Annotated in this window: 23 protein-coding genes and 2 tRNA genes; 17 read left to right on the plus strand and 8 right to left on the minus strand. The window is 63.6% G+C overall.

The annotated features are described in order from the left end of the window. Nucleotides 1-32: 32 nt before the first annotated feature. On the minus strand, nt 33-347 hold the full coding sequence (gene yhbY, locus JHD77_RS10235; RefSeq protein WP_003095204.1) for a ribosome assembly RNA-binding protein YhbY: 315 nt from the start codon (nt 345-347) through the stop codon (nt 33-35). Nucleotides 348-441: 94 nt separating this feature from the next. Here yhbY and rlmE point away from each other — a divergent pair, with 94 nt between their 5' ends. The 17 genes from rlmE to JHD77_RS10320 all read left to right on the plus strand — a co-directional run bounded on the left by rlmE (nt 442) and on the right by JHD77_RS10320 (nt 16,455). After that, entirely contained in the window at nt 442-1,065 is a 624-nt protein-coding gene (gene rlmE / locus JHD77_RS10240; RefSeq protein WP_003095202.1) for a 23S rRNA (uridine(2552)-2'-O)-methyltransferase RlmE, read from the plus strand. 198 nt (nt 1,066-1,263) lie between these two features. Beyond that, nucleotides 1,264-3,183, plus strand: coding sequence for an ATP-dependent zinc metalloprotease FtsH (gene ftsH, locus JHD77_RS10245; RefSeq protein WP_003095200.1), 1,920 nt, complete (start codon nt 1,264-1,266; stop codon nt 3,181-3,183). Nucleotides 3,184-3,192: 9 nt separating this feature from the next. Next, a complete protein-coding gene (folP, locus tag JHD77_RS10250; RefSeq protein ID WP_003121077.1) occupies nt 3,193-4,044 on the plus strand; it encodes a dihydropteroate synthase in 852 nt (283 codons plus the stop codon). A 16-nt stretch (nt 4,045-4,060) separates the two neighbouring features. Continuing rightward, nucleotides 4,061-5,398: a phosphoglucosamine mutase gene (gene glmM / locus JHD77_RS10255; RefSeq protein ID WP_003116076.1), complete on the plus strand. Its 1,338-nt coding sequence runs from the start codon at nt 4,061-4,063 to the stop codon at nt 5,396-5,398. A 65-nt stretch (nt 5,399-5,463) separates the two neighbouring features. After that, complete coding sequence (tpiA, locus tag JHD77_RS10260) at nt 5,464-6,219, plus strand: triose-phosphate isomerase (RefSeq protein ID WP_003100513.1); 756 nt, start codon at nt 5,464-5,466, stop codon at nt 6,217-6,219. 2 nt (nt 6,220-6,221) lie between these two features. Next, nucleotides 6,222-6,611 carry a preprotein translocase subunit SecG gene (gene secG / locus JHD77_RS10265; protein ID WP_003095194.1) on the plus strand — a complete coding sequence of 130 codons (390 nt, stop codon included), beginning with the start codon at nt 6,222-6,224 and terminating at the stop codon, nt 6,609-6,611. A gap of 13 nt (nt 6,612-6,624) precedes the next feature. Beyond that, nucleotides 6,625-6,710: transfer RNA gene (locus JHD77_RS10270), tRNA-Leu, on the plus strand. 90 nt (nt 6,711-6,800) lie between these two features. Then, a tRNA-Met gene (locus JHD77_RS10275) sits at nt 6,801-6,877 on the plus strand. A gap of 126 nt (nt 6,878-7,003) precedes the next feature. Further along, nucleotides 7,004-7,462, plus strand: coding sequence for a ribosome maturation factor RimP (gene rimP, locus JHD77_RS10280; protein ID WP_003095193.1), 459 nt, complete (start codon nt 7,004-7,006; stop codon nt 7,460-7,462). A gap of 44 nt (nt 7,463-7,506) precedes the next feature. Next, a complete protein-coding gene (gene nusA / locus JHD77_RS10285) occupies nt 7,507-8,988 on the plus strand; it encodes a transcription termination factor NusA (protein WP_003095192.1) in 1,482 nt (493 codons plus the stop codon). A gap of 27 nt (nt 8,989-9,015) precedes the next feature. Next, the gene (infB, locus tag JHD77_RS10290) at nt 9,016-11,538 is read left to right on the plus strand and encodes a translation initiation factor IF-2 (RefSeq protein ID WP_003113908.1); all 2,523 of its coding nucleotides are present in this window, start codon (nt 9,016-9,018) and stop codon (nt 11,536-11,538) included. A 102-nt stretch (nt 11,539-11,640) separates the two neighbouring features. After that, nucleotides 11,641-12,030 carry a 30S ribosome-binding factor RbfA gene (gene rbfA, locus JHD77_RS10295; protein ID WP_003095188.1) on the plus strand — a complete coding sequence of 130 codons (390 nt, stop codon included), beginning with the start codon at nt 11,641-11,643 and terminating at the stop codon, nt 12,028-12,030. A gap of 2 nt (nt 12,031-12,032) precedes the next feature. After that, the gene (gene truB / locus JHD77_RS10300; protein ID WP_003100522.1) at nt 12,033-12,947 is read left to right on the plus strand and encodes a tRNA pseudouridine(55) synthase TruB; all 915 of its coding nucleotides are present in this window, start codon (nt 12,033-12,035) and stop codon (nt 12,945-12,947) included. Between the two features lie 95 nt (nt 12,948-13,042). Beyond that, on the plus strand, nt 13,043-13,312 hold the full coding sequence (rpsO, locus tag JHD77_RS10305; RefSeq protein ID WP_003095184.1) for a 30S ribosomal protein S15: 270 nt from the start codon (nt 13,043-13,045) through the stop codon (nt 13,310-13,312). Between the two features lie 173 nt (nt 13,313-13,485). Continuing rightward, a complete protein-coding gene (gene pnp / locus JHD77_RS10310; protein ID WP_003095181.1) occupies nt 13,486-15,591 on the plus strand; it encodes a polyribonucleotide nucleotidyltransferase in 2,106 nt (701 codons plus the stop codon). A gap of 272 nt (nt 15,592-15,863) precedes the next feature. Continuing rightward, nucleotides 15,864-16,208, plus strand: coding sequence for a BON domain-containing protein (locus JHD77_RS10315; protein WP_003095177.1), 345 nt, complete (start codon nt 15,864-15,866; stop codon nt 16,206-16,208). Between the two features lie 49 nt (nt 16,209-16,257). Continuing rightward, nucleotides 16,258-16,455: a CsbD family protein gene (locus tag JHD77_RS10320; RefSeq protein WP_003095174.1), complete on the plus strand. Its 198-nt coding sequence runs from the start codon at nt 16,258-16,260 to the stop codon at nt 16,453-16,455. 59 nt (nt 16,456-16,514) lie between these two features. On the opposite strand, the gene JHD77_RS10325 is transcribed toward JHD77_RS10320, so the two are convergent. From JHD77_RS10325 to panD, 7 genes are all read right to left on the minus strand, one after another. Then, nucleotides 16,515-16,829 (minus strand): DUF2845 domain-containing protein, encoded by a 315-nt coding sequence (locus tag JHD77_RS10325; protein ID WP_003100526.1) that lies wholly within the window; start codon nt 16,827-16,829, stop codon nt 16,515-16,517. Next, nucleotides 16,826-17,119: a DUF2845 domain-containing protein gene (locus tag JHD77_RS10330; RefSeq protein ID WP_003100541.1), complete on the minus strand. Its 294-nt coding sequence runs from the start codon at nt 17,117-17,119 to the stop codon at nt 16,826-16,828. The genes JHD77_RS10325 and JHD77_RS10330 overlap by 4 nt, the downstream gene beginning before the upstream one ends. Before the next feature lie 4 nt (nt 17,120-17,123). Then, nucleotides 17,124-20,390 carry a DUF748 domain-containing protein gene (locus JHD77_RS10335; protein ID WP_003123504.1) on the minus strand — a complete coding sequence of 1,089 codons (3,267 nt, stop codon included), beginning with the start codon at nt 20,388-20,390 and terminating at the stop codon, nt 17,124-17,126. 124 nt (nt 20,391-20,514) lie between these two features. Further along, nucleotides 20,515-21,396: an oxygenase MpaB family protein gene (locus JHD77_RS10340; protein WP_003113910.1), complete on the minus strand. Its 882-nt coding sequence runs from the start codon at nt 21,394-21,396 to the stop codon at nt 20,515-20,517. A gap of 97 nt (nt 21,397-21,493) precedes the next feature. Further along, nucleotides 21,494-23,431 (minus strand): acetate--CoA ligase, encoded by a 1,938-nt coding sequence (acs, locus tag JHD77_RS10345; protein ID WP_003095161.1) that lies wholly within the window; start codon nt 23,429-23,431, stop codon nt 21,494-21,496. Between the two features lie 193 nt (nt 23,432-23,624). Then, nucleotides 23,625-25,289, minus strand: a complete 1,665-nt coding sequence (gene pgi / locus JHD77_RS10350; protein WP_003100194.1) for a glucose-6-phosphate isomerase — start codon at nt 25,287-25,289, stop codon at nt 23,625-23,627. An 89-nt stretch (nt 25,290-25,378) separates the two neighbouring features. Then, nucleotides 25,379-25,759 carry an aspartate 1-decarboxylase gene (panD, locus tag JHD77_RS10355; protein WP_003095150.1) on the minus strand — a complete coding sequence of 127 codons (381 nt, stop codon included), beginning with the start codon at nt 25,757-25,759 and terminating at the stop codon, nt 25,379-25,381. Nucleotides 25,760-25,803 lie beyond the last annotated feature (44 nt).

Consider the following 25,803-nt stretch of genomic DNA (forward strand, 5'->3'; position numbering starts at 1 on the left):
GGGAAGTTTCCCGACCTTGGTTGGATGGGACATCAGATGCCGGCGAAACGGCTGATGTTCGAGAGATTCTTGTTCGGCTTCGGGTTCTTCCGATAGACCAGCGCCATCTTGCCGATGCTTTGCACCAGGTCGCTGCGCGACTGCGCGCAGAGTTCGTCGAGCAGGGCGCGGCGATCGTCGCGCTCGGCCAGCGCCAGTTTCACCTTGATCAGTTCGTGATCGTTGAGTGCGCGCTCGAGTTCGGCGAGAACGCCTTCGGTCAAGCCGTTCTCGGCTACGATCAATACCGGTTTCAGGTGGTGACCGATAGATTTGAACTGTTTCTTCTGCTCTTGAGTGAGCGCCATAATCAGACCCCTGGGAAAAAGTCGTCTATTTTACCCCAGTTTTAGTCCAAGTGATGCTGCCCCCGCCGACCGGGGGTGCCCGAAGAGGTATTCCGTGGCCCGCTCCAAAACCAGCCAGCGTTGGCTGAAAGAACATTTCGACGATCCCTACGTGAAGATGGCCCAGCGCGATGGCTATCGCTCGCGCGCCAGCTACAAGCTGCTGGAGATCCAGGAGAAGGACCGCATCCTGCGTCCGGGCATGACCGTGGTCGACCTGGGCGCCGCGCCGGGCGGGTGGTCGCAGGTCACCAGCCGGGTGATCGGCGATCGCGGCCGGCTGATCGCTTCGGACATCCTTGAGATGGACAGTATCCCCGACGTCACCTTCATCCAGGGCGACTTCACCGAGGACGCGGTGTTCGCGCGGATCCTCGAGGCGATCGGCGACCATCCGGTAGACCTTGTGATTTCCGATATGGCCCCCAATATGAGTGGAGTGCGGGCCGCCGACCAGCCGCGCGCCATGTATCTCTGCGAACTGGCGCTGGACCTGGCCGGCCGTGTGCTGCGGCCGGGCGGCGATTTCCTGATCAAGATCTTCCAGGGCGAAGGTTTCGACCAGTACCACAAGCAGGCCCGGGAAATGTTCGACAAGGTACAGATGCGCAAGCCCCTGTCGTCGCGTGATCGTTCGCGGGAACAGTATCTGCTCGCACGCGGCTTTCGCGGGGAATAGACTGGAATGATTGACCCTATAGCCTGTCTATTGGTCGATGACCTGTTGTGCCGGGACGGGCGAGGGTTCATAAAGGGTTACAGACAACGCCTGCGTGCGCGGGCGCTTGTGTAGTACTTTTGGCCGGAAGGAGTCTGGCCGTCGTGTGAAGCGGTTTCCAGGACGGAGCCGGCTTCAGAGGGTAGTCAATTGAACGACATGGCAAAGAATCTGATTCTGTGGCTGATCATCGCGGCGGTACTGGTGACCGTGATGAACAATTTCTCGAGCCCGAGCGAGCCACAGACGCTGAACTACTCGGACTTCATCCAGCAGGTCAAGGATGGCAAGGTCGAGCGAGTGACCGTGGATGGCTATGTCATCACCGGCAAGCGTAGCGACGGCGATACCTTCAAGACCATCCGCCCGGCGATCCAGGACAACGGCCTGATCGGCGACCTGGTCAACAACAACGTCGTGGTCGAGGGCAAGCAGCCCGAACAGCAGAGCATCTGGACCCAGTTGCTGGTCGCCAGCTTCCCGATCCTGGTGATCATCGCCGTCTTCATGTTCTTCATGCGCCAGATGCAGGGTGGCGGCGGCGGTCGCGGCGGCCCGATGAGCTTCGGCAAGAGCAAGGCGCGCCTGCTGTCCGAGGACCAGGTCAAGACCACCTTCGCTGACGTCGCCGGCTGCGACGAGGCCAAGGAGGAGGTCAGCGAGCTGGTCGAGTTCCTTCGCGATCCGGGCAAGTTCCAGCGCCTGGGCGGCCGTATCCCGCGCGGCGTGCTGATGGTCGGCCCGCCCGGCACCGGCAAGACCCTGCTGGCCAAGGCCATCGCCGGCGAAGCCAAGGTGCCGTTCTTCACCATTTCCGGTTCCGACTTCGTCGAGATGTTCGTCGGCGTGGGCGCTTCCCGTGTCCGCGACATGTTCGACCAGGCCAAGAAGCATGCGCCGTGCATCATCTTCATCGACGAGATCGACGCCGTCGGCCGCCATCGCGGCGCCGGCCTGGGCGGTGGTCACGACGAGCGCGAGCAGACCCTCAACCAGTTGCTGGTGGAGATGGATGGCTTCGAGATGAACGATGGCATCATCGTCATCGCTGCCACCAACCGTCCGGACGTTCTGGACCCGGCGCTGCTGCGCCCGGGCCGCTTCGACCGCCAGGTGGTGGTCGGCTTGCCGGATATCCGCGGGCGCGAACAGATCCTCAAGGTGCACATGCGCAAGGTGCCGCTGGGCGACCATGTCGATCCTGCCGTCATCGCCCGCGGTACGCCCGGTTTCTCCGGCGCCGACCTGGCCAACCTGGTCAACGAGGCTTCGCTGTTCGCCGCGCGCTCCAACAAGCGCATCGTCGACATGCGCGAGTTCGAGCTGGCCAAGGACAAGATCATGATGGGCGCCGAGCGCAAGACCATGGTCATGTCCGAGAAGGAGAAGCGCAACACCGCCTACCACGAAGCCGGCCACGCCATCGTCGGTCGCCTGGTGCCGGAGCATGACCCGGTCTACAAGGTGTCCATCATTCCGCGCGGACGCGCCCTGGGCGTGACCATGTTCCTCCCCGAGGAAGATCGCTACAGCCTGTCCAAGCGCGCGCTGGAAAGCCAGATCTGCTCGCTGTTCGGCGGCCGTATCGCGGAAGAGATGACCCTCGGCTTCGAAGGCGTCACCACTGGCGCTTCCAACGACATCATGCGTGCTACCCAGTTGGCGCGGAACATGGTGACCAAGTGGGGGCTGTCCGAGAAGCTCGGCCCGCTGATGTACGCGGAGGAGGAGGGCGAGGTGTTCCTCGGCCGTAGCGCCGGCAGCCAGCACGCCAATGTGTCGGGCGAGACCGCCAAGATGATCGACCAGGAAGTCCGGCGCATCATCGACGACTGCTACGGTACCGCCAAGCGACTGCTCGACGAGAACCGCGACAAGCTGGAGATGATGGCCGACGCACTGATGAAGTACGAAACCATCGACTCCGACCAGATCGACGACATCATGGCCGGTCGCGTGCCGCGCGAGCCGCGTGACTGGCAGGGTGGTTCGGGTACCGGCACCCCGCCGGCCAACCTGGAAGAGTCGGGCCGCCGCGAGAACACCCCTCCCATCGGTGGGCCGGCCGGCGAGCACTGAGAGCCCTGAATGAGCAATCCGCAATACCCGACCCGACTGCCTTGCGGCAGTCGGGTTCTTGATTTGGCCCGCCCACATGTCATGGGCATCCTCAATGTCACCCCCGATTCCTTTTCCGATGGCGGCCGTTACGACCGGCTGGACGATGCCCTGCGGCATGCCGAGCGCATGGTGCGGGAAGGCGCAACGCTCATCGACGTCGGCGGCGAGTCGACCCGTCCCGGTGCGCGCAGCGTTTCTCCGACGGAGGAGCTGGAGCGGGTCGCTCCGGTAGTCGAACGCATCGCTCGCGAGCTGGACGTCGTGATTTCGGTGGATACCTCCACGCCCGCGGTCATGCGCGAAACTGCGCGTCTCGGAGCGGGTCTGATCAACGACGTCCGTTCGCTGCAGCGCGACGGTGCGCTGGATGCTGCGGTGGATAGCGGCCTGGCGGTCTGCCTCATGCACATGCGTGGAGAACCGCAGACCATGCAGGATGCGCCTGCCTACCAGGATGTGGTGGCGGAAGTCGGCGCGTTCCTGCAGGAGCGTGTGAATGCCTGCGTGGCGGCCGGAATCGACCGCGAGCGGCTGTTGCTGGATCCGGGTTTCGGTTTTGCCAAGACACTGGAGCACAACCTGGTGCTGTTCAGGCATCTGCAGGCACTCCATGGCCTGGGCTTGCCGTTGTTGGTCGGCGTTTCGCGCAAGAGCATGATCGGCAAGGTACTGGGGCGGGAGGTGGACGAACGCCTCTACGGCAGCCTAGCTCTGGCGGCCCTGGCGCTGGCCAAGGGCGCACGGATAATTCGAGTGCATGACGTGGCGGCGACCGTCGACGTGATGCGAATGATCTCCGCCGTTGAAATGGCGGATTGAGCACGGAAGACAAAAGATGAGCAGAAAATACTTCGGGACTGACGGTATCCGTGGTCGTGTTGGCGAGTTTCCGATTACTCCGGACTTCGTTCTCAAGCTGGGCTGGGCGGTGGGCATGGCCTTCCGCCGGCAGGGCAACTGCCGGGTCCTGATCGGCAAGGACACGCGCAGCTCGGGTTACATGTTCGAGTCGGCCTTCGAGGCGGGGCTCTCCGCTTCCGGCGCCGATACCCTGTTGCTGGGACCGATGCCTACCCCCGGCATCGCCTACCTGACGCGGACTTTCCACGCCGAGGCCGGGGTGGTGATCAGCGCTTCGCACAATCCCCACGACGACAACGGCATCAAGTTCTTCTCCGGGCAGGGGACCAAGCTGCCGGACGACGTCGAGCTGATGATCGAGGAACTGCTCGATGCGCCGATGACCGTGGTGGAGTCCGCCCGTCTCGGCAAGGTTTCGCGGATCAATGACGCGGCGGGGCGCTACATCGAATTCTGTAAGAGCAGCGTGCCGACCAGCACCGACTTCAACGGTCTCAAGGTCGTGCTCGACTGCGCCAACGGCGCTACCTACAAGATCGCTCCCAGCGTCTTCCGGGAACTGGGCGCGGAAGTGACGGTGCTGGCGGCCAGCCCGAATGGCCTGAACATCAACGACAAGTGCGGTTCCACTCACCTGGATGGCCTGCAGGCTGCGGTGGTCGAGCACCATGCCGACCTCGGCATCGCCTTCGACGGCGACGGCGACCGGGTGATGATGGTCGACCATACCGGTGCGGTCGTGGATGGCGACGAACTGCTTTTCCTCATCGCGCGCGACCTGCAGGAAAGCGGGCGCCTGCAAGGCGGTGTGGTCGGCACCCTGATGAGCAACCTCGGCCTGGAGCTGGCTTTGCAGGAACTGCATATCCCGTTCGTGCGGGCGAAGGTCGGCGATCGCTATGTGATGGCCGAACTGCTGGCTCGGAACTGGATGCTGGGAGGGGAGAATTCGGGACATATCGTCTGCTGCCAGAACACCACGACGGGCGATGCCATCATCGCGGCGCTACAGGTGCTGATGGCGCTCAAGCATCGCGGCCAGACCCTGGCCGAGGCGCGCCAGGGGATTCGCAAGTGCCCCCAGGTGCTGATCAATGTGCGCTTCAAGGGCGAAAGCGATCCGCTCGAGCACCCCTCGGTGAAGGAGGCCAGCGTCCGCGTCACCGAGCAAATGGGCGGGCGCGGTCGTGTCCTGCTGCGCAAATCCGGCACAGAGCCGTTGGTCCGGGTGATGGTCGAGGGCGACGAGGAAGCTAGCGTTCGTGCCCACGCCGAACAGCTGGCAAAAATTGTTTCTGAGGTATGTGCTTGATTTTGCTTGCCAGTCTGGAAACTGTTGAGTAACATCTGCGCCCACTTTGCCCCGCGAGGTACAGCATGCGTCGACCCTTGGTGGCCGGTAACTGGAAAATGCACGGTACGCATTCCAGTGTGGCCGAGTTGATCAAAGGCTTGCGTCAGCTGGCGTTGCCGAGCGGAGTCGATGTAGCTGTGATGCCACCTTGCTTGTTCATCAGCCAGGTCATCCAGGGCCTGGCCGGCAAGGCGATCGATGTAGGTGCGCAGAACAGCGCCGTCGAGCCGATGCAAGGCGCGCTGACCGGTGAGACTGCTCCCAGTCAGTTGGCGGATGTCGGTTGTAGCATGGTCCTCGTGGGCCACTCGGAGCGTCGCCTGATTCTCGGCGAGAGTGACGAGGTTGTGAGTCGCAAGTTTGCCGCGGCTCAGTCGTGCGGCCTGGTGCCGGTGCTGTGTGTCGGGGAGACCCGGGCGGAGCGCGAGGCGGGCAAGACGCTGGAGGTTGTCGCAAGGCAGCTGGGAAGCGTGATCGACGAGTTGGGTGTTGGAGCTTTTGCTCGCGCAGTCGTGGCTTACGAGCCGGTCTGGGCGATCGGGACCGGGTTGACCGCGTCCCCCGCGCAAGCCCAGGAAGTGCACGCGGCGATCCGCGCGCAACTGGCAGCGGAAAATGCCGAGGTCGCAAAAGGTGTGCGACTCCTTTACGGCGGCAGTGTAAAGGCGGCAAGTGCAGCCGAGTTGTTCGGCATGCCGGATATCGATGGGGGGCTGGTAGGTGGAGCCTCCCTCAATGCGGATGAGTTCGGCGCGATCTGTCGTGCCGCGGGAAGCTGAAGATGCTGGAAAAGGTCGTAATTGTCGTGCACCTGCTGATGGCATTGGGTCTTGTTGGCCTGATCCTCGTTCAGCATGGCAAGGGTGCGGATGCAGGGGCTTCTTTCGGTGCAGGTGCTTCGGCAACTGTTTTCGGAAGCCAAGGTTCCGCTACCTTTTTGAGTCGGATTACTGGTATACTGGCAGCGGTTTTTTTCTTGACCAGCCTTGGCTTAGCGTACTTCGCTAAAGAAAAGTCTGATGCTCTGCAACACATCGGGCTGCCGGATCCGGCAGTTCTGGAGCAGAAGCAAGAGAAAGCACCGGCCGCTGACGATGTGCCGGTTCTTCAGGAGCAGTCCAAGCCTGCGGAAAGTGCAGGCGATGTACCGGCGGCTCCTGAACAGAAGTAAGAGAAAGGTTTCTGCCGAGGTGGTGGAATTGGTAGACACGCTACCTTGAGGTGGTAGTGGCCATAGGCTGTAGGGGTTCGAGTCCCCTCCTCGGTACCATATAAGCAAGCCCCGTCCTGCGGGGTTTGTCTCTGCAAGGTTCGGTTGACCCATCAAGGTGTCGGTCGTATAATCTTGCACCAGCTTTGACGCGGGGTGGAGCAGTCTGGTAGCTCGTCGGGCTCATAACCCGAAGGTCGTTGGTTCAAATCCAGCCCCCGCAACCAGTTTTTCAGGGCCCCTTTTTAGGGGCTTTTTGTTAGCTGGACAGTCCATGCCACGGTTCCGAGTGGCAATTTAGGGATGGGCGTTTCGCCCATTTTTTGTTTCTACGACATACGCGAGGCGATCAGGTGTCGAGCAAGCTAGAACAGTTGCAGGCCTTGCTGGCCCCTGTGGTCGAGGCGCTCGGCTATGAGTGCTGGGGCGTCGAGTTCATTTCCCAGGGTCGTCATTCGGTGTTGCGCGTCTATATCGACCGCCCCGAAGGCATCCTCATCGATGACTGTGAAGCCGTCAGTCGGCAGGTCAGCGGTATTCTCGACGTCGAAGACCCGATCAGCGGCGAGTACACCCTGGAGGTGTCCTCTCCGGGCATGGATCGGCCGCTGTTCACCCTCGAACAGTTCGCCAAGCATGCCGGCGAGCAAGTGAAGATCAGGCTGCGTTCGCCCTATGAGGGGCGGCGTAACTACCAAGGCATTCTCCGTGGTGTGGAGGAGCAGGATGTGGTGGTCCTGGTGGACGATCACGAGTACCTGCTGCCGATCGATTCGATCGACAAGGCCAACATCATTCCCCGTTTTGATTGAGACGCGAATCCGCGGATCCAATGGATTGAAAGGCGAGGCGTACAATGAGCAAAGAAGTACTGCTGGTTGTTGAGTCGGTATCCAACGAAAAGGGCGTACCGGCCGGCGTGATTTTCGAGGCGCTGGAGCTGGCTCTGGCGACCGCCACCAAGAAACGTTTCGAGGACGAGGTCGACCTGCGCGTCGAGATCAATCGTCATAACGGCAGCTACGAGACTTTCCGTCGTTGGCACGTCGTCGCCGACGAGGACTACCAGGACCCCGCCACCGAGATCACCGTCGAGGACGTCCAGGAGCAGAAGCCGGGCGCGAAGGTCGGCGAGGTCATCGAAGAAAAGATCGAATCCATCGAGTTCGGCCGCATCGCTGCGCAGACTGCCAAGCAGGTCATCGTGCAGAAGGTCCGCGAGGCCGAGCGCGCCCAGGTGGTCGATGCCTACCGCGAGAAGGTCGGCGAGATCATTTCCGGTACCGTGAAGAAGGTCACCCGCGACAACGTCATCGTCGATCTCGGCAACAACGCCGAGGCGCTGCTGGCCCGCGACCAGATCATTCCGCGCGAGACCTTCCGCGTTGGCACCCGCGTGCGTGCCCTGCTGAAGGAGATCCGTACCGAGAACCGCGGTCCTCAGCTGGTCCTGTCGCGTACCGCGCCGGAAATGCTGATCGAGCTGTTCCGCATCGAAGTACCGGAAATCGCCGAGCAGTTGATCGACGTGATGGCCGCCGCCCGTGACCCGGGCTCGCGCGCCAAGATCGCCGTTCGTTCCAAGGACAAGCGCATCGACCCGCAGGGCGCCTGCATCGGTATGCGCGGTTCGCGCGTCCAGGCGGTATCCGGCGAGATCGGTGGAGAGCGGGTGGACATCGTCCTGTGGGACGACAACCCGGCGCAATTCGTGATCAACGCCATGGCTCCGGCCGAGGTGGCGGCGATCATCGTCGACGAGGATACCCATACCATGGATATCGCCGTCGCCGAGGACAATCTGGCGCAGGCTATCGGCCGCAGTGGCCAGAACGTCCGTCTGGCCAGCCAGTTGACCGGCTGGACCCTGAATGTGATGACCGAGGCGGATATCCAGGCCAAGCAACAGGCCGAGACCGGGGATATCCTGCAGCGCTTCGTCGACGAGCTGGATGTCGACGAGGAACTGGCCCAGGTACTGGTGGAAGAGGGCTTCACGACTCTTGAGGAAATCGCCTACGTACCGATGGAAGAGATGCTCAGCATCGATGGCTTCGACGAAGACATCGTCAACGAGCTGCGCTCCCGTGCCAAGGATCGCCTGCTGACCAAGGCCATTGCGACCGAAGAGAAGCTCGCCGACGCACAACCGGCAGAAGACCTGCTCAGCCTCGATGGCATGAGCAAGGAGCTGGCCCTGGACCTGGCGCTGCGTGGCGTAACCACCCGTGAAGATCTGGCCGAGCAATCGATCGACGATCTGCTCGACATCGACGGCATGGACGAAGAGCGTGCCGGCAAGTTGATCATGGCCGCCCGGGCCCATTGGTTCGAGTAAGCAGTCGCGGCCTGAGGAGAGAAGTGCATGACGCAAGTCACGGTGAAAGAACTGGCCCAGGTGGTCGACACACCGGTGGAGCGCCTGCTGCTGCAGATGCGTGACGCAGGTCTGCCGCACACCAGTGCCGAACAAGTTGTAACGGATAGCGAGAAGCAAGCCCTGCTGACCCACCTGAAAGGCAGCCATGGCGATCGCGCCAGCGAGCCGCGCAAGATCACCCTGCAACGCAAGACCACTACCACGCTGAAAGTGGGTGGCAGCAAGACGGTGAGCGTCGAAGTTCGCAAGAAGAAAACCTATGTCAAGCGCAGCCCCGACGAGATCGAGGCCGAGCGCCAGCGCGAACTCGAGGAGCAGCGCGCGGCGGAAGAGGCGGAGCGTCTGAAGGCCGAAGAGGCCGCTGCCCGCCAGCGTGCCGAAGAGGAAGCGCGCAAGGCCGAGGAAGCTGCGCGTGCCAAGGCTGCCCAGGAAGCAGCGGCTACTGCCGGTGCCGAGCCTGCCGTGGTGGCGGATGTCGCGGTTGCCGAACCAGTGGCCAAGCCTGCCGCCGTGGAAGAGCGCAAGAAGGAAGAGCCGCGCCGCGTGCCCAAGCGTGACGAGGACGATGACCGCCGCGACCGCAAGCACACCCAGCACCGTCCCTCGGTCAAGGAGAAGGAAAAGGTTCCTGCTCCGCGCGTGGCTCCACGCAGCACCGACGAGGAAAGCGATGGTTACCGTCGCGGCGGTCGTGGTGGCAAGTCGAAGCTGAAGAAGCGCAACCAGCACGGGTTCCAGAACCCGACAGGACCGATCGTGCGTGAAGTGAACATCGGTGAGACCATCACCGTAGCCGAGTTGGCCGCCCAGATGTCGGTCAAGGGTGCCGAAGTCGTCAAGTTCATGTTCAAGATGGGCTCCCCGGTGACCATCAACCAGGTCCTGGACCAGGAGACCGCCCAACTGGTCGCCGAAGAGCTGGGCCACAAGGTCAAGCTGGTCAGCGAGAACGCGCTGGAAGAACAACTGGCCGAGTCCCTGAAGTTCGAAGGCGAGGCAGTCACCCGCGCGCCGGTCGTCACCGTCATGGGCCACGTCGACCACGGCAAGACCTCGCTGCTCGACTACATCCGTCGCGCCAAGGTCGCCGCGGGCGAGGCCGGCGGCATCACCCAGCATATCGGTGCCTACCACGTCGAAACCGAGCGTGGCATGGTGACCTTCCTGGATACCCCCGGCCACGCCGCGTTCACCGCGATGCGTGCCCGTGGCGCCCAGGCGACCGACATCGTGATCCTGGTGGTCGCGGCCGACGACGGCGTCATGCCGCAGACCCAGGAAGCCGTGCAGCACGCGAAAGCGGCGGGCGTGCCGATCGTGGTCGCGGTGAACAAGATCGACAAGCCCGAGGCCAACCCGGACAACATCAAGAACGGCCTGGCCGCTCTCGACGTGATCCCGGAAGAGTGGGGCGGCGACGCTCCCTTCGTCCCGGTTTCGGCGAAGCTCGGTACTGGCGTCGATGAACTGCTCGAAGCGGTCCTGCTGCAGGCAGAAGTGCTCGAACTGAAAGCCACTCCGTCGGCCCCGGGCCGTGGCGTGGTGGTCGAGTCGCGCCTGGACAAGGGACGCGGCCCGGTGGCCACCGTGCTGGTCCAGGACGGTACCCTGCGCCAGGGCGACATGGTGCTGGTCGGCATCAACTACGGTCGTGTCCGCGCCATGCTCGACGAGAACGGCAAGCCGATCAAGGAAGCCGGCCCGTCGATCCCGGTCGAGATCCTCGGCCTGGACGGTACGCCGGATGCCGGTGACGAGATGACCGTGGTCGCCGACGAGAAGAAGGCCCGCGAAGTCGCCCTGTTCCGTCAAGGCAAGTTCCGTGAGGTGAAACTGGCGCGTGCCCATGCCGGCAAGCTGGAAAACATCTTCGAGAACATGGGCCAGGAAGAGAAGAAGACCCTGAACATCGTCCTCAAGGCCGATGTGCGCGGTTCGCTCGAGGCTCTGCAAGGCTCGCTCAGCGGCCTGGGCAACGACGAAGTGCAGGTCCGCGTGGTCGGTGGCGGCGTCGGTGGCATCACCGAGTCCGACGCCAACCTGGCGCTGGCTTCCAACGCGGTGCTGTTCGGCTTCAACGTGCGCGCCGACGCCGGCGCGCGCAAGATCGTCGAAGCCGAAGGTCTGGATATGCGTTACTACAACGTGATCTACGACATCATCGAGGACGTCAAGAAGGCCCTGACCGGCATGCTCGGCAGCGATCTGCGGGAGAACATCCTGGGCATCGCCGAGGTGCGCGACGTGTTCCGCTCGCCGAAGTTCGGCGCGATCGCCGGCTGCATGGTCACCGAGGGCATGGTGCACCGCAACCGTCCGATCCGCGTGCTGCGCGACGACGTGGTCATCTTCGAAGGCGAGCTGGAGTCTCTCCGTCGCTTCAAGGACGACGTCGCCGAAGTGCGTGCCGGCATGGAGTGCGGCATCGGCGTGAAGAGCTACAACGACGTCAAGGTCGGCGACAAGATCGAAGTGTTCGAGAAGGTCGAAGTCGCACGCAGCCTTTGATGGCGAGTGCGTAACCACAGCGCCCGGGCCGGCTTCCAGCTGTCCCGGGCGTTTGTCGCTTTTTTTTCCAGTGACCGGGTGTCGCTGGAGGCAGGTTGAAAAATGGCAAAAGACTACAGCCGTACCCAGCGTATCGGCGATCAGATGCAACGCGAACTGGCTCAACTGATCCAGCGCGAGATCAAGGACCCGCGCCTGGGCCTGGTCACCATCACCGGTGTCGAGGTCAGCCGCGACGTGGCGCACGCCAAGGTGTTCATCACCGTCATGGGCCAGGACGATGCCGGCAAGATCGCCCTGAACATGGAAATCCTCAACGACGCCGCCGGCTACCTGCGCATGCTGCTGGGCAAGTCGATGAAGCTGCGCAGCGTGCCGCAACTGCATTTCCACTACGACGAAAGCATCCGCCGCGGCGCCGAGCTGTCGGCGCTGATCGAGCGTGCGGTGGCCGAAGACGGCCGCCGCCACGGCGACGAGACCGAGGACTGAGCGTGGCCCAGGTGAAGCGTATCCGCCGCTCCATCAGCGGCATCCTGGTGCTCGACAAGCCGCGCGGCATGAGTTCCAACCAGGCACTGCAGAAAGTCCGCTGGCTGCTCAATGCCGAGAAGGCCGGCCACACCGGCAGCCTCGACCCGCTGGCCACCGGGGTGCTGCCGCTGTGCTTCGGCGAGGCGACCAAGTTCTCCCAGTATCTTCTCGATGCCGACAAGGGTTACGAGACGGTGATGCGCATGGGCATCACCACCACCACCGGCGACGCCGAGGGCGAACTGCTCGCCGAGCGGGACGTGACCGTCGGTCGGGACGATCTCGAACAGGCCCTGCCGCGCTTCCGTGGCGACATAGAGCAGGTGCCGCCGATGTACTCGGCGCTGAAGAAAGACGGACAGCCGCTGTACAAGCTCGCCCGTGCAGGAGAGGTAGTGGAGCGCGAGGCGCGTTCTGTTACTATTACGCGCCTGGATTTGCTCTCCTTCGAGCCGCCCTGTGCGACCCTGGCCGTTTCCTGCAGCAAAGGCACCTACGTGCGTACGCTGGTGGAAGATCTCGGCCAGGTCCTGGGCTGCGGCGCGCACGTCGCGGCACTGCGGCGGACCCAGGCCGGGCCGTTCGCCCTGGCCCAGGCGATCACCCTCGAGACGCTCGAACGCGTGCATGCCGAAGGTGGTCCGGAAGCGCTGGACCAATTCCTGATGCCGGAAGACAGCGGCCTGTTGCATTGGCCGGTGTTGCAGTTGTCCGAGCACAGTGCGTACTACTGGCTGCACGGGCAGCCGGTGCGGGCCCCGGAAGCGCCGAAGTTCGGCTGGCTGCGGGTGCAGGATCACACAGGTCGTTTCATCGGTATCGGTGAAGTGACCGACGACGGGCGTATCGCCCCGCGTCGACTGATTCGGTCATAAGACCGATACGAGGGTGGCTGTCAGCAGGCACGGTCATTCCTCCTTTTAAAACACGGGAAGCGATTCCCGGCCTGTTCACTCAGAGGAAGCCCATCATGGCACTGAGCGTTGAAGAAAAAGCGCAGATCGTTAACGAATACAAGCAAGCTGAAGGCGACACCGGTTCCCCGGAAGTGCAGGTAGCCCTGCTGTCCGCCAACATCAACAAGCTGCAGGATCACTTCAAGGCCAACGGCAAGGATCACCATTCCCGCCGTGGTCTGATCCGTATGGTTAACCAGCGCCGTAAGCTGCTGGACTACCTGAAGGGCAAAGACGTGTCTCGCTACACTGCCCTGATCGGCCGTCTGGGTCTGCGTCGCTAAGCGACGCCGGTCGGCAGCTTGAAGCAAGGAGCTGGAAGTCTGGCGTCGATACCCGCACACGAGGCGGGTATCGGCGTCGGGCTTCCAGCTTCGCGCTTTCTAGGAATCGATTCGGGTCCGACTCCCGGCATTCCACCGATTTCCCCCAAGGCAACATAGAAGGTAAAGACACCGTGAACCCGGTAACCAAGCAATTCCAGTTCGGTCAGTCGACCGTCACTCTCGAGACCGGCCGTATCGCTCGCCAGGCCACCGGCGCCGTACTGGTCACCATGGACGACGTCAGCGTGCTGGTCACCGTGGTCGGCGCCAAGTCGCCGGCCGAAGGCCGCGACTTCTTCCCGCTGTCCGTGCACTACCAGGAAAAGACCTACGCCGCAGGCCGTATCCCCGGTGGTTTCTTCAAGCGTGAAGGACGTCCTTCCGAGAAGGAAACCCTGACCTCGCGCCTGATCGACCGTCCGATCCGTCCGCTGTTCCCCGAAGGTTTCATGAATGAAGTGCAGGTCGTCTGCACCGTCGTTTCCACCAACAAGAAGTCCGATCCGGACATCGCCGCGATGATCGGCACCTCCGCCGCCCTGGCGATCTCCGGCATTCCGTTCGCCGGCCCGATCGGCGCCGCCCGCGTTGGTTTCCACCCGGAAATCGGCTACATTCTCAACCCCACCTACGAGCAACTGCAGAGTTCCAGCCTCGACATGGTCGTGGCCGGTACCGAAGACGCCGTGCTGATGGTGGAGTCCGAGGCCGACGAACTGACCGAAGACCAGATGCTCGGTGCCGTGCTGTTCGCCCACGACGAGTTCCAGGCGGTGATCCGTGCCGTCAAGGAGCTGGCCGCCGAAGCTGGCAAGCCGGCCTGGGACTGGAAAGCCCCGGCGGAAAACACCGTGCTGGTCAACGCCATCAAGGCAGAGCTGGGCGAAGCGATCTCCCAGGCCTATACCATCACCATCAAGCAGGACCGCTACAACCGTCTGGGCGAGTTGCGCGACCAGGCCGTGGCCCTGTTCGCCGGCGAGGAAGAGGGCAAGTTCCCGGCTTCCGAGGTCAAGGACGTATTCGGCCTGCTGGAATACCGCACCGTTCGCGAGAACATCGTCAACGGCAAGCCGCGTATCGACGGTCGTGACACCCGTACCGTGCGTCCGCTGCGCATCGAAGTCGGCGTGCTCGGCAAGACCCACGGTTCCGCGCTGTTCACCCGTGGCGAAACCCAGGCCCTGGTCGTCGCGACCCTCGGCACCGCGCGCGATGCCCAGCTGCTGGATACCCTGGAAGGCGAGCGCAAGGACGCCTTCATGCTGCACTACAACTTCCCGCCCTTCTCGGTAGGCGAGTGCGGCCGCATGGGCAGCCCGGGTCGTCGTGAAATCGGCCATGGCCGTCTGGCCCGTCGTGGCGTCGCTGCCATGCTGCCGACCCAGGACGAGTTCCCCTACACCATTCGCGTGGTTTCCGAGATCACCGAGTCCAACGGTTCCAGCTCGATGGCCTCCGTGTGCGGCGCCTCCCTGGCGCTGATGGATGCCGGTGTGCCGGTCAAGGCGCCGGTCGCCGGTATCGCCATGGGCCTGGTCAAGGAAGGCGAGAAGTTCGCCGTCCTGACCGACATCCTCGGTGACGAAGACCACCTGGGCGACATGGACTTCAAGGTTGCCGGTACCGACAAGGGCGTCACCGCCCTGCAGATGGACATCAAGATCAACGGTATCACCGAAGAGATCATGGAGATCGCCCTGGGTCAGGCCCTGGAAGCTCGCCTGAACATCCTCGGCCAGATGAACCAGGTCATCGCCAAGCCGCGCGCCGAGCTGTCCGAGAACGCCCCGACCATGCTGCAGATGAAGATCGACTCGGACAAGATCCGCGACGTCATCGGCAAGGGCGGCGCGACCATCCGTGGTATCTGCGAAGAGACCAAGGCCTCGATCGACATCGAGGACGATGGCAGCGTGAAGATCTACGGCGAAACCAAGGAAGCCGCCGAGGCCGCCAAGCTGCGCGTCCTGGCGATCACCGCGGAAGCCGAGATCGGCAAGATCTACGTCGGCAAGGTGGAGCGCATCGTCGACTTCGGTGCCTTCGTCAACATCCTGCCGGGCAAGGACGGCCTGGTGCACATCTCGCAGATCAGCGACAAGCGCATCGACAAGGTCACCGACGTGCTGCAGGAAGGCCAGGAAGTGAAGGTCCTGGTGCTCGACGTGGACAACCGTGGCCGCATCAAGCTGTCGATCAAGGACGTGGCTGCCGCCGAAGCTTCCGGCGTGTAAGTCGAGTCGTGATCGATGAAAACAGGGCCCTCGGGCCCTGTTTTCGTTTCCGCGACACGCTTCTCGGCGAAGGGGGCGAATCCTTGCATTTTGCAAGCCCTGTCATCGCCAATTCGGCATTCTGCAACCGTCTCGCTTCCGACCTGTTTTTTAACCTATTGTTTTTAAAGGATTTTATTTTAGAGGAAAACTGGCACAGCGCTTGCGATATCTACTATGCAACTGACGCCAGGAATGGCTGCAGTTTTTCGAAATCCATAGGAGAAACCGCAATGAAATTCAGCAAACTCGCTATTGCCGCTGCTACTGCCACTGCTCTGAGCTTCTCGATGGCCAATGCGTTCGCTGCCCAACCCATCAGCCTGGCGGCCAACGACACTATGCAGAAAACCGAAGAAGCGGTTTCCGATACCTGGATCACCAGCAAGGTGAAATCCAGCCTGATCGCCAACAAGAATGTCAGTGGCGTCGATATCAAGGTCGAGACCAACAAAGGTGTGGTTTCCCTTTCCGGCAACGTGAAGAGCGATGCCGAGCGTGACCTGGCGATCGAGACCGCCAAGGGCATCAAGGGCGTGAAAGCCGTTTCCGCCGATGGCCTGAAATCGGTCGAGTAAGCGCCCGGGCCGAACGATCCCTTTTCCCTCGTCACCAGGAGGAAGACCGATGAATTCCGATGTGATCAAAGGTAAGTGGAAGCAACTCACCGGCAAGATCAAGGAGCGTTGGGGCGATCTGACCGACGACGATCTCCAGGCTGCCGACGGACATGCCGAATACCTGGTCGGCAAGCTGCAGGAACGCTATGGCTGGTCCAAGGAAAGGGCCGAACAGGAAGTTCGCGACTTCAGCGACCGCCTGTGAACAGGTAGAAAGAAGCCCCGCCGGGATTGCCCGGCGGGGCTTTTTCATGGGCGCTGGATTCAGTCGCCGCGCCGGCTCTGGATGGCGCTGAGGCGGTTGCCCTCGAAACGGACGAAATACAGCATGCCGTTCCATGGGCCATAGACCCATTCCTGGACCTCGACCTCGTAGCGCTTGCCCCATTCCCCGACGACCTCGCGATAACCCAGGCTGTCGCGGCTGCGTGGCTCGCCGCAGCGCGCAAGGACGTCGGCGCTGCTGTCGCCGGTACTCACCAGGCGGCTGCCGCAACGCAGCGAATCGGCCTGAGCATGTGCCAACGGCAGCAGGGACAGCAACGCCACCAGCCCGGTGCGCGGAAGCGAGCGATTCAACGCTTGAACTCGATGCGTTTCAGCTTGTTGGCTTCGAAGGTCAGGATGTAGGTCACGCCGTTGCGCGGGCCGTACACCCACTCCTCGACCTTGAATTCCCGCCGATCGTAGCTGCCCAGGGTATAGCCGACGTCGTCGCGGTGATCCGGATCGCCGCACTTTTGCTGTACTTCGAAGGCCCGGTCGCCGACGCTGACCAGCGCACTGCCACAACGCATGGTGTCGGCCTGCGCGCTCGCGCAGGCAAGGTAGAGCAGGGGGGCCGCGAGGGCGGCGAATCGCTTGTGCAAGGTATCACTCGCTATCCAGGTGCAGTTGGGTGTCGACATTACCCTTGTCTTCGCCTTCGGCGAAACTGACGTCGATCAAGTAGATGCGATCGTCCGGCAACTGGCCTTTCTCCACCAGGTAATCCTTGATCCGGGTGGCCCGGGCCTGGCCGATCTGGCGCAGCAGCACCTGGCTCTTGGCCCAGGAAGCGATCACCGCTTCGCGCATCTTCGCGGTGCGTTCGTCGCTGTCCAGTTCCTTCCACTCGGCCGGTGGCTGCTGCTTCAGGCGGGTCCGGTAGATGCCTTCGAGCAGCGGTGCCTGCATGTTCTCCGGCACCTCAAGCTGCTTGGCGTCGCTCGGGACCTTGTCGCCGCGACGCTGGAGCATGCGGTAGTAGGTGTTCTGGTATTCCAGTTCGAGACGCTTGGCGCCGATCGAGGGACCGTCAGCCGCGGCGGAGGCCACGCCTTCCACTTCCAGGCGCAGCGCCGGCCGCTCCTTGAGCGCATCGGCGAGCTTGTCGAGGTTGGCCTGGGCTTCTGGCGTCAGCTCGTCGCTGCCCGCGGCGAAGGGTACCGTGCCGAGATCCTCGTTACCGCCGGCGGCGAGGCCGGCGATGAACTTGAACGGCGCCTGCACGGCGCGCAGGACCAGGTTGCGCAGGGTCTGCCAGACGATCGGCATGACGCTGAACTCCGGGTTGTTCAGATCACCGGCCACCGGCAACTGGATATCGATGTTGCCCTTGGTGTCCTTGAGCAGGGCTACCGCCAGCTTCACCGGCAGGTCCACAGCATCCGGGCTGTCGACCTTCTCGCCGAGTTGCAGGCCTTCCAGCAGGACCTTGTTTTCCGCCTTCAGTTGGCTACGTTCGATCTGGTAGTGCAGGTCCAGGTTGAGTCGCCCCTTACGGATGCGGTAGCCGGCGAACTTGCCGGAATAGGGCGTCAGGGTGGTCAGCTCGACGCGCTTGAAGCTGGTGGTGATGTCGAGCTTCTTCAGCGGGTCGAATGGGTCCAGTTCGCCGGCGATGGTCACCGGTGCGTACTTGTCGACCTTGCCCTTGATGTCCACCTTGGCCGGCTGCGAGTTGCGCGTGTCGAGGGTGCCGACTTCGCCGCTGAGCTGCTGGATGGCGGTACCGAACGGCGGCATCAGGGTCAGGTCGGCGAAGTTCGCCGAGCCGTTGTTGATCCGTACGCCGCCGATGTGGATGCCCAGCGGCTTGCTCGCCGGCGCATTCTTGCTTTCGGCGGCGGTCTTGCCGGACGAACTAGCCGGTTGCGGGATGATCAGCTCGCTGACGTTGGTGCTGCGATCTTCGTTGATGATGAAGCGGGCGTAGGGCTCCTCGAAGGACACGCTCTGGATCGACAGGCTGTCCTCGTGCCGGTAGGCGAGGCCGTTGAGGGTCAGTTTGGTCCATTTGACGAAGTCGCGGTCCTTGATGGTATCCAGGGTATGCAACTGGCTGACTTCGGCGCTGCCGTCGACGCTGAAAGCCAGCGGCTCGACGCTCTTCAGGTCGACCGCCAGCTCGCTGCCAAGGAAGCCGCTGCGCAGTTCCAGGCGGATGAACGGCGAGATGTAGGCCTGGGCCACGCGCAGGTCGATGTCGCGGGTACTGACCTTGAGCCTGGCGCTGACCGGGTCGAGCACCACCTGGCCGCTGGCCTGGACCTGGCCGCGGTTGCCGAGGCCGGTCTTGAGCTTGAGGTCGAAGGGGGTCTTGCCGAGGCTGTCGACGTTCTGCAGGTCGAGGTCCAGCGGGCCGACTTCCAGCGGGACCTCGGTGGCCGGCTGGCGATCCACCAGGTGCGCCTTGTAGCCGCGCAACTGGGCGTCGCGCAGGACGATGTGCCAGGGCTTGGCAGGCGTCTCCGCGGCGGCTTTCGTACTCTCCGGCGGAGGCGTCTTTGCAGTGTCGGCGAGCTGTTGCGGAGAGTCGCTGGCCGCCTTGTCGATTTCCGCAGTCTTGGTCGTTTCCTGCCCGGTTGCCTTGCCGGTCTTCGGAGCCTTGCTCGTCTCTTGCTTGGCTACCTTGTCGGCAGCACCTTCCGCGGCCTTGGCGGACTCTTTGTCGTCCGTTGCCCTTTCCGTCTCGGCGACGCTGGCGTCCTTCTCCGCCGGCCTGTCCTTGCTCGCTTCGCCCGAGGCTATCGCGGCTGCCTTGGCGGCACCGTCGGTTGCCGGTTCGCTGGTGGTCTTCGCCGCGTCGGTCGGGGCAGCGGCGGGATCGGTGTTTTCCGCCGGCTTGGGTGCAGGCGCCTTGCGTGGCGGCGGAGTGAAGTCGGCGAACAGTTTCTGCCAGTCGAGCTGGCCGTCCTTCTCGCGCGCGGCCCAGGCCTCCAGGCCCTGGCTACGGACTTCGCCGAGCACCACTTCCTGCTTGGCCAGGTCCAGGGTGGTAGCGGCCACGTCGAGGCTGGCGAGCTTGGCCAGCGGCTTGCCCTGGGGCGAATTGATGCTGAAGTCGGCGAGTTTCAGCGCGGCTTTGTCGAGCAGCAGTTGGGTGTCCTTGGACAGGTCCAGGCGATAGTCGCTGGAGAGGCTGACCACGCCGTTCTCCAGCACCAGCGGGGCATTGTCGCGGACATAGGGCCACCAGGCCTTGAGCTGGATATCCTTGACGCTCAGGTGGCCCCTGGACGTGATCGGCACCAGGGTCAGGTCGCCTTCCCAGTCGAGGCGGCCGCCGTTCGGGCCGGTGGCGACCAGGGTCATCTTCGCGCCGTCGTCGGGCAGGGTGCTGAGGTTGTGCAGCTCGAAGCCCAGCGGATCGAAGCTGAAGTCCACCGGCTCGCTCGGTCGCAGGTCCTGGAAGTGCAGGCTGCCCTCGGCCAGTTGGATGCGGTCGATGCGCAGCGGGAACGGGTCGCTCGGCTGTTCAGGCTCGGGCGATTCGCTCGGCGGGATCCTGAACAGGCTGGCCAGGTTGAGCTGGCCCTTCTCGTCGAACAGCAGTTCGGTATGCGGACCTTCCAGCTCGACGTCGGCCAGGTGCAGCTGGCGTTTCCACAGGCTGTCCAGCTGCAGGTTGGCGTACAGCCGGCGGAAGGCGAGCTGGGGGTTCTTCTCCTCGCCCAGGCGCAGACCCCAGAGGGTCAATTCCAGGCTGAAGGGGTTGAATTCGATACGTTCGAGACGTGCGGGGACGGTGGCGTATTGCGCCAGTTGCTGGTTGGCGACGCGCAGCCCGATGCCGGGTATGAGCAGAAAGCCCAGCAGGCAATAGACGAGGAAGGTGATCAGCAGGGCGCTGACAGCGCGTTTCAGTCCTTTGGGCATGGCTCTCTTTCGTTTTCCGTTCTAAGCGGTGCGTTGGAGTATGGCACGGCCTCAAGGTTCCGACCGTGATTCGCGCCGTTTCAGAGCCTTTGGACGGGTATTCTTGCTGTCACGGCACGAAAGTTCAGTGGCTCACCGGCGGCAGACCCATGCGCCGGCAGGCTCGATGCATCGAAGCGTTGCGCACCGCCCAGCGCAGCAAGGGTACGCTGCGCCTGACGCTGCCGCGGATCAGGCGGCGTTGCAGCGGACTGAACGGGAGGTCGAGCATCGATCCGGCCCATTCCGGCAACAGCTCGGCGCCTGCGCGCAGCATCAGCGCGCCGAACGGCCTGGCCAGGGTGCTGGGCGCTGGTGCGTTGAAGAGAATCCGCACCACTTCGCGGGTGCGTTCGTCGCAACGCAGGCGTGGACGCATCGCCTCCAGGTAGGCGGCGATCTGCTGGCGGTCGCGCGGTACCGCGCGGGCGCCGAGGCGTTCGGCGACCAGGGCGATTTCCGAGTAGTAACGGTCCTGCTCGCTGCCCGGCAGGTCGGGATTGAGATAGCGCAGGTAGGACTTGAGAAAGCTGCTGACCTCGGCGACATGCACCCAGGTCAGCAGGTCCGGGTCGCTGGCGGAGTAGGGCGTGCCGTCGGGCAACTGGCCGATGACGCTTTCGTGGATGCGCCGGACCCGCTCGATCAGTCGCTCGGCATCGGCCAGCGGGCCGTAGGTGGTGGCCGAGATGAACTGACCGGTGCGACGCAGGCGCCCGAGCAGGTCGTCGCGGAAATTGGAGTGGTCCCACACCCCCGCCAGGGCCAGCGGATGGAGCATCTGCAGGAGCAGCGCGCCGATGCCGCCGATCATCATGCTGCTGAAGTCGCCGTGGACCTTCCAGCAGGCGGCATCGGGGCCGAACAGGCCCGGATCGCCTTTCGGCGACTCGAAGTCGACACCGCCGACGGCGAGCCCGGTAAGGCTCAGCACCTGGCTTTCGATATGGCGACGGACGCTTTCCATGGGGGGCTCGCTACGACAGGGCAGGCACGAGCTTAACCCAGGCGCCGGAGAGACTGGAACCGTCCCGCGCCGCAGGGCGGCGGGACGGTTGCGCGGGTCAGCGGTTGAGGCGGTTGTCGATCAACCCCTGCACCACTCCCGGATCGGCCAGGGTCGAGGTATCGCCGAGACTGTCCAGCTCGTTGCAGGCGATCTTGCGCAGGATACGCCGCATGATCTTGCCGGAGCGGGTCTTCGGCAGGCTGGGCGCCCATTGCAGGTGATCCGGCTTGGCGAAGCTGCCGATCTCCTTGCCGACCAGGGCCAGCAATTCCTGTTGTAGCGCCTCGCTGGGCTGACTGCCGGCCATCAGGGTGACGAACGCGTAGATGGCCTGGCCCTTCACGTCATGCGGGCAGCCGACCACTGCCGCCTCGGCCACCGCATCGTGCAGGACCAGCGCGCTCTCGACCTCGGCGGTGCCGATCCGGTGTCCGGAGACATTGATCACGTCGTCGACCCGGCCGGTGATCCAGTAGTAGCCGTCTTCGTCGCGGCGCGCGCCGTCGCCGCTGAAGTAATACCCGGGGTAGGGCTTGAAGTAGGTGTCGATCATCCGCTGGTGGTCGCCGTAGACGCTGCGGATCTGACTCGGCCAACTGGCCTTGATCGCCAGTACGCCGCTGCCCGCGCCGTCGATTTCCTTGCCTTTCTCGTCGAGCAGCACGGGTTGCACGCCGAAGAACGGGCGGGTAGCCGAGCCTGGCTTTAGCGCAGTGGCGCCGGGCAACGGGGTGATCAGGATGCTGCCGGTCTCGGTCTGCCACCAGGTATCGACGATGGGGCAGCGCTTCTCGCCGACCACCTGGTAGTACCACTCCCAGGCCTCCGGGTTGATCGGCTCGCCCACCGAGCCGAGCAGGCGCAGGCTGCTGCGCGAGGTCTGGCGGACCGGGGCGTCGCCTTCGCGCATCAGCGCGCGGATCGCGGTCGGCGCGGTGTAGAAGATATTCACCTGGTGCTTGTCGATCACCTGCCAGAAGCGCGAGGCGTCCGGGTAGTTGGGCACGCCCTCGAACATGAGGGTGGTGGCGCCGTTGGCCAGCGGGCCGTAGACGATATAGCTGTGTCCGGTGACCCAGCCGACGTCGGCGGTGCACCAGTAGACGTCGCCATCGTGGTAGTCGAACACGTACTTGTGGGTCATCGCCGCGCCGAGCAGGTAGCCCCCGGTGGTGTGCAACACGCCCTTCGGCTTGCCGGTGCTGCCGGAGGTATAGAGGATGAACAGCGGGTCCTCGGCGTCCATCGCTTCCGCCGGGCAGTCGGCTGAGGCCGCGTGGAGCGCCTCGTGGTACCAGATGTCGCGGCCTTCGACCCAGGGTATGTCGCCCTGGGTGCGCTCGACCACCACCACGGTAGAGACGTCTGGGCAGTCCTTCAGTGCCTTTTCCACATTCTGCTTCAGCGGGATGTACTTGCCGCCGCGCACGCCCTCGTCGGCGGTGATCACGGTGCGGCAGTCGGCATCGAGGATGCGGTCGCGCAGCGAGTCCGGCGAGAAGCCGCCGAACACCACCGAGTGCACCGCCCCGATACGGGCGCAGGCGAGCATGGCGTAGGCGGCCTCGGGAATCATCGGCATGTAGATGCAGACCCGGTCGCCCTTTTCCACGCCGCGGCTCTTCAGCACGTTAGCCAGGCGGCAGACGTTGTGGTGCAGCTTGCGGTAGGTAATGTGCGCGGATTCGCTGGGGTTGTCGCCTTCCCAGACGATCGCGATCTGTTCTCCGCGGCGTTCCAGGTGGCGATCGATGCAGTTGTAGGCGACGTTCAACTGGCCGCCCTTGAACCAGGTGGCCTGGCCTTTCCTCAGGTCGCCGTGGTGGACGCTGTGCCAGGGCTTGAACCAATCGAGGAAGGCCTTGGCCTGCTCGCCCCAGAACTCGTCGGGGTTCTCGACGGATTGGCGGTACAGGCGCTGGTAGTCGTCGTCGTTCAGGTAGGCACGCTGGCGGACGGCGTCCGGCACCGGGTGGACGCTGATCTCGAACATGGCGGTTTCCTTTGTTTTTCTGCTCCGCAAGGTGTCGAGAGACCGCACGCGGCCCCTCTCCAGGTTCGACCAAGGGTGGGCCAGGCGAGAGCCATGTTCAAGTGCCAAAGGCGCGAGCGGGGAAGGCGCCGGGGTCAATCGCCGGACGGAATGAAAAAGCCCGGCCTAGGGCCGGGCTTTGGGGAGAGGCGGATCAGCCGCGATGGCGGCCGCGGAAGAAGTCGATCAGGCCTTGGGTCGAGGCGTCCTCGGCCGGGGTTTCCTCGCTGCCGACCAGGCGCGAATAGACACCCTTGCCGAGTTCCTTGCCAAGCTCCACGCCCCATTGGTCGAAGGCGTTGATGCCCCAGAGGATGCTCTGTACGTAGACCTTGTGCTCGTACATGGCGATCAGCGCGCCGAGGCGGCGGGCGCTGATGCGCTCGACCACCAGGGTGTTGCTCGGTCGGTTGCCCGGAATCACCTTGTGCGGCGCCAGGCGCTGCACTTCGGCTTCCGGCAGGCCCTTGGCGCGCAGTTCGGCCTCGGCCTCCTCGCGGCTCTTGCCGAGCATCAGCGCCTGGCTCTGCGACAGGCAGTTGGCGTACAGCCACTGGTGATGGTCGGCCACCGGGTTGTAGCTGCTCACCGGGACGATGAAGTCCGCCGGGATCAACTGGGTGCCTTGGTGCAGCAACTGATGGTAGGCGTGCTGGCCGTTGCAGCCGACACCACCCCAGATCACCGGCCCGGTGCCGCTGGTGACCGGCGTGCCGTCCTGGCGCACGCTCTTGCCGTTGGATTCCATGTCCAGTTGTTGCAGGTGGTCGGTGATATTCCGCAGATAGTAGTCGTAGGGCAGGATCGCGTGGCTGTTCGCGCCCCAGAAGTCGCCGTACCAGACGCCGAGCAGGCCGAGCAGCACCGGGATGTTGCGTTCGAACGGCGCGGTCTGGAAATGCTGGTCCATGTTGTAGGCGCCGGACAGCAGTTCCTTGAAGTTGGAGATGCCGATGGACATGGCGATCGGCAGGCCGATGGCCGACCACAGCGAGTAGCGGCCGCCGACCCAGTCCCACATGGGGAAGATGTTTTCCTCGCGGATGCCGAAGGCGATCGCGGCTTCCTTGTTGCTGGAGACGGCGATGAAATGGCGGTAAAGCTCTTCCTCGGTGCCGCCCTGGGCCAGGTACCAGGCGCGTGCGGCCTGGGCGTTCTTCAGGGTTTCCAGGGTCCCGAAGGACTTGGAGGAAACGATGAACAGGGTGGTCTCGGCGTTCAGGCGGCTGGCCAGTTCATGGAACTCGCTACCGTCGATGTTCGCCAGGTAGTGGCAGCGCACGCCTTTCTGGGCGAACGGCAGCAAGGCTTCGGATACCAGTTGCGGGCCGAGGAAGGAGCCGCCGATGCCGATGTTCACCACGTCGGTGATCGGCTTTTCGGTATAGCCGCGCCACAGGCCGTTGTGCACGTAGCCCACCAGCTCGGTCATCTGGTGCAGGACGCGGTGGACTTCCGGCATCACGTCGACGCCATCGACCAGCACCTTGTCGCCGATCGGTCGACGCAGCGCGGTATGCAGTACCGGCCGGCGCTCGGAGGCATTGATCGCCTCGCCGTCGAACATCGCCCGGATCGCGTCGCTCAGCCGTGCTTCCTCGGCCAGCTTCACCAGCAGGTCGATGGTGTCCTGGCGAATCAGGTTCTTCGAAAAGTCGAGGAACAGCCCACAGGCGCTGAAGGAAAACCGCTTGAAGCGTTCCGGATCGTCGATGAACGCCTGGCGCATCCTGAAGTCCTGCAGTTCCTGGCGATGGGCGGCCAGGGCGCGCCAACTGTCGAGTTGCGTGGCATCCAGCGGAGTGAGGTGGTGCTTCATGGCTGACCTTCTGGTTGGAATTCGATGGCGCACTTATTTGAACATGAAAAAGCCCGGATGAAACCGGGCTTTATCCAGAGGGGGCGAGGTCAGGCGACCTGTATCGGAATCGCCTCGCTGGTATGGCTGAGCTGGTTGCCCGGCGCCATGTACAGCATGCGCGGCTTGTGGCTGGCCAGTTCGGCTTCGCTGTAGTGTGCGTAGGCGCAGATGATCACGCGGTCGCCGACCTTGGCCTTGTGTGCCGCGGCGCCGTTCACCGAGATCATCTTCGAGCCGTTCTCGGCGCGGATCGCATAGGTGGTGAAGCGCTCGCCGTTGTCGACGTTGTAGATCTGGATCTGTTCGTACTCGCGGATTCCGGAGAGGTCCAGCCAATCGCCGTCGATGGCGCAGGAGCCTTCGTAGTCGAGGACGGCATGGGTGACTTCGGCGCGATGCAACTTGGCTTTGAGCATGATGGCGTGCATGGGGCGACTCCTATCGGGTCCGCGGGGGGCGGCAGAGTATGGCG

Source organism: Pseudomonas sp. P20 (genome assembly GCF_016463925.1).
Classification (GTDB): Bacteria; Pseudomonadota; Gammaproteobacteria; order Pseudomonadales; family Pseudomonadaceae; genus Pseudomonas; species Pseudomonas aeruginosa.

Coding starts and splice junctions, on each gene's coding strand:
- yhbY (WP_003095204.1), bottom strand. CDS start 347: ATGGCGCTCACTCAAGAGCAGAAGAAACAGTTCAAATCTATCGGTCAC.
- ftsH (WP_003095200.1), top strand. CDS start 1,264: ATGGCAAAGAATCTGATTCTGTGGCTGATCATCGCGGCGGTACTGGTG.
- folP (WP_003121077.1), top strand. CDS start 3,193: ATGAGCAATCCGCAATACCCGACCCGACTGCCTTGCGGCAGTCGGGTT.
- glmM (WP_003116076.1), top strand. CDS start 4,061: ATGAGCAGAAAATACTTCGGGACTGACGGTATCCGTGGTCGTGTTGGC.
- tpiA (WP_003100513.1), top strand. CDS start 5,464: ATGCGTCGACCCTTGGTGGCCGGTAACTGGAAAATGCACGGTACGCAT.
- secG (WP_003095194.1), top strand. CDS start 6,222: ATGCTGGAAAAGGTCGTAATTGTCGTGCACCTGCTGATGGCATTGGGT.
- nusA (WP_003095192.1), top strand. CDS start 7,507: ATGAGCAAAGAAGTACTGCTGGTTGTTGAGTCGGTATCCAACGAAAAG.
- infB (WP_003113908.1), top strand. CDS start 9,016: ATGACGCAAGTCACGGTGAAAGAACTGGCCCAGGTGGTCGACACACCG.
- rbfA (WP_003095188.1), top strand. CDS start 11,641: ATGGCAAAAGACTACAGCCGTACCCAGCGTATCGGCGATCAGATGCAA.
- rpsO (WP_003095184.1), top strand. CDS start 13,043: ATGGCACTGAGCGTTGAAGAAAAAGCGCAGATCGTTAACGAATACAAG.
- JHD77_RS10315 (WP_003095177.1), top strand. CDS start 15,864: ATGAAATTCAGCAAACTCGCTATTGCCGCTGCTACTGCCACTGCTCTG.
- JHD77_RS10320 (WP_003095174.1), top strand. CDS start 16,258: ATGAATTCCGATGTGATCAAAGGTAAGTGGAAGCAACTCACCGGCAAG.
- JHD77_RS10335 (WP_003123504.1), bottom strand. CDS start 20,390: ATGCCCAAAGGACTGAAACGCGCTGTCAGCGCCCTGCTGATCACCTTC.
- JHD77_RS10340 (WP_003113910.1), bottom strand. CDS start 21,396: ATGGAAAGCGTCCGTCGCCATATCGAAAGCCAGGTGCTGAGCCTTACC.
- acs (WP_003095161.1), bottom strand. CDS start 23,431: ATGTTCGAGATCAGCGTCCACCCGGTGCCGGACGCCGTCCGCCAGCGT.
- pgi (WP_003100194.1), bottom strand. CDS start 25,289: ATGAAGCACCACCTCACTCCGCTGGATGCCACGCAACTCGACAGTTGG.
- panD (WP_003095150.1), bottom strand. CDS start 25,759: ATGCACGCCATCATGCTCAAAGCCAAGTTGCATCGCGCCGAAGTCACC.